At 45.5% G+C, this 2,958-nt stretch carries 3 protein-coding genes; all 3 read left to right on the forward strand.

The window, feature by feature from the left end; genetic code table 11:
* A partial coding sequence (locus PX484_RS03585) for a zinc ribbon domain-containing protein (RefSeq protein WP_288102883.1) occupies nucleotides 1-206 on the forward strand: 206 nt, incomplete at its 5' end.
* A 90-nt stretch (nucleotides 207-296) separates the two neighbouring features.
* Nucleotides 297-1,661 carry a DUF3370 domain-containing protein gene (locus PX484_RS03590; RefSeq protein WP_288102885.1) on the forward strand — a complete coding sequence of 455 codons (1,365 nt, stop codon included), beginning with the start codon at nucleotides 297-299 and terminating at the stop codon, nucleotides 1,659-1,661.
* 263 nt (nucleotides 1,662-1,924) lie between these two features.
* Nucleotides 1,925-2,803 carry a hypothetical protein gene (locus PX484_RS03595; protein ID WP_287671379.1) on the forward strand — a complete coding sequence of 293 codons (879 nt, stop codon included), beginning with the start codon at nucleotides 1,925-1,927 and terminating at the stop codon, nucleotides 2,801-2,803.
* Nucleotides 2,804-2,958: the final 155 nt, after the last annotated feature.

Here is a 2,958-nt window from a genome sequence, read left to right on the forward strand (position 1 = left end):
TGAAAGAGCTGCCGTTAAATGTTCGAGAGTGGGACTGTCCGAACTGTGGGACACACCATGACCGAGATATTAACGCCAGTAAAAATATTTTGGCCGCAGGGCTTGCGGTGTCAGTCTGTGGAGCGACCATAAGACCAGAACAGAGTAAATCTGTTAAGGCAGGTGCGGAACCCCGCAAGGGAAAGAAGCAGAAACCTAAATCGTGAGGTTTGGGAATCACCGTCCGTTTACGGCGGTGAGGATGTCAACTCTCCATCGACTCACCCTTAATTAGATCCTATAAATATAGAATCTCTATGCTTTCTTTCTTACCCACTATTCTTTTAGCTCAGTCCGCCTCGGTTCTGCCCCAGATAGAGAGGAAATTAATCACCCAATATCAGGAAGTGCGTCAGTTGCCCGGTCAATTGAATGATGTTCTAGTTTTTAATAGCAATAGTCCCGAAATCGTAGAAAAAGAGGGAATTCTCCTCTCCACTTTCCCCGGCAAAGGAAAACGTTATCCCGTAGCCCATCTCAATCATCCCCTACAAGGACGTTTTGACGTTTTCACCCACCACATCGCCCGTCAAACCGATCCCAATCGCGACCTACACCAGGGCCTGATCGTTACTAATCCCACCTCCAGAAACCTCGTTATCCGCATCCTGCAAGGAGTCAGTTACGTCACCTCCGCTGATGCCCCTTTTGTCGATTTACCCTCTCTGGTAGAAGATCCCAACGGCCGGGTTTTTTCTGGTCCTGGTTCCCGTTTAGCCAGCGATATCATGCGTCGTCGCCATGATACCCAATTTCCCACCCAGATCGTCATTCCCCCAGGCCAAAGTCGGATGCTCTTCGATCTGGTTATCCCCAGAAGTAGCGCCCGATCGACCCTCCTACGTCTCTACAGCGATGGACCCGTCTATATGGCCAATTTAGCCCTCTACGAAGTTCCCCAAAAAGTCAAAATCGAAGATCGGGAAATAGAAACCTTTCGTCCCCCTACCCTAGAAGAATGGCGTACCCTATTAGTTAAAGGTGATTTAGCCGCTCCTCGCGATTTTCCCCCCACTCCCCCCGATCAATGGTCCCCCGGAAGAAGAAATTTTTATGGTCGCGTCGCCGGAATTTCTGTCGGTTCGGAATGGGCGACCCGCATTGTCGATCCCAAAGGGGGAATTAATCTCACCATTCCTCAACCCGGTCAAGCTTTTGCCTATCCTTTAAGTACGGTGACGGCAGCTACTTTCGGAACCAGACAAATTCAAAGCGCCCCCATGTTAGTGCGTTATCCCGATACGGCTTTCAAAGCTCACGGTAACTACGGTGTTCACTACTATCTGACTTTACCTCTATATAACAACACTAGCAAAACCCAGGTGGTGGCTTTGAGTATTCAAACCCCCATTAAAGAAGACAATTATCTCGATCGCTTGTTATTTGTTGAACCCGTCCAGGGACCGGTATTTTTCCGGGGGGCCGTGCGCGTTACCTATCGTAACGCCCTGGGACGCACCGAGGAACGTTTTTTCCATCTCGTTCAACGGGAAGGACAACAGGGAGAAGCTTTAGTACAGGTGGAACTTCCCCCCGGAGCCAGACGCGACATTAATCTCGATTTTCTCTATCCCCCCGATGCCACACCCCCCCAAGTTTTGAGCGTTAAAACCTTGGAATAGATGGGCTGCCCGCGCATTTAAATTGCCGGTTGAGATCAGGCACTCCTGCACTCTTGCAAGGGGCAACACTCGGAAAGTTCACGGCTGATTGTCGGGAGGAATAAGTAAGATAAGTAGGTGGGTATTAAAAACTTTCAGATCCCCCCGCCTATCGGCACCCCCCTTATTAAGGGGGGCAGGGGGGATCGAACCTAAAATCCATTTTTAATTTAATTATAACCAGCTACTTACACTGATATTAATCTCTCTCTGTGAATCAGCCGATGAATATTAGCAAAACTTGCTTTATTTGCTGCTTATTATCTCAATTCTTGGGCAATGCAGCCGCGAGTTTAGCCGTGACTAAACTCGATTTTGATGCCAGTCAACCCCTCACAAATCAAGTGGTTAGATCGGGGAAAATTAAGGTACAAGTTAGCTATCAACCCAGGAATCTGAATGAGAGAATTGATGATAATTCTGATATTAATAATGTTTCTTATCAAATCTTTTATAACGAGCAAATTTATCAGCAAAATAGTGGTTATAGTGCCTTTGGATCTGGCTATGTTGAATTAAGAGATTTAGATAATAATGGCATTGATGAGATTATTGTCTCCACCTATAGCGGCGGCGCTCACTGCTGCACATCCTTGGTAATTTATACTTGGCAAAAAGATAAATTTATTAGAGAAGAAACGGGGTTTTTAGATGGTAGTGGTGGTTCCTTTGAAGATTTAGATGGAGATAATAATTACGAATTTGTCACCGTTGATAATGCTTTTTTGTATGCTTTTAGTTCCTACGCCGCCTCTTTTCCTCCCTCCAGAATTTATACTTTTCAACAGGGTAAATTAGCAGATGTCACCAGAAAATATCCTCAAAAATTAAGAAAAACTTTAGCTGAAATGTTGAAAGCATTGCAGTTAGCTAAAAAAGAAAAGGCCGAAGTTAATGGCATTTTGGCCGGTTATGTGGCCCAAAAAATTCTCCTAGGAGAATACGAAGAAGCTTGGCAATTTCTCCTCGCTAATTACGATAAAAACTCCGATTGGGGTCTCGATATCCATGGCGAAAGTACAGTGATCGGCAAATATCCAGACTTTCCCACTGCCCTGAGCGCTTTTCTCCTGAAAAATGGCTATTTAGGGTCTGCTGAATAAATCTAAAAACCTTGTTGGGTAAGACTTTTAGACTTTTTGTCAATCAAAAAGTACCAGGCATGGGAGTGATCAGGGGGAAAATTGAGGTACTTTTTCCCTGAAAATTAGGTAGTTGACCACCTGAAAATCGGTAAAACCCTACACCCCACACCCCA

Source organism: Microcystis sp. M49636_WE2, assembly GCF_030065375.1.
GTDB classification, from domain to species: Bacteria; Cyanobacteriota; Cyanobacteriia; order Cyanobacteriales; family Microcystaceae; genus Microcystis; species Microcystis aeruginosa_C.

Excerpts from the sequence above, each read along its gene's own strand:
- PX484_RS03595 (WP_287671379.1), top strand. The coding sequence starts at position 1,925 with ATGAATATTAGCAAAACTTGCTTTATTTGCTGCTTATTATCTCAATTC.
- PX484_RS03590 (WP_288102885.1), top strand. The coding sequence starts at position 297 with ATGCTTTCTTTCTTACCCACTATTCTTTTAGCTCAGTCCGCCTCGGTT.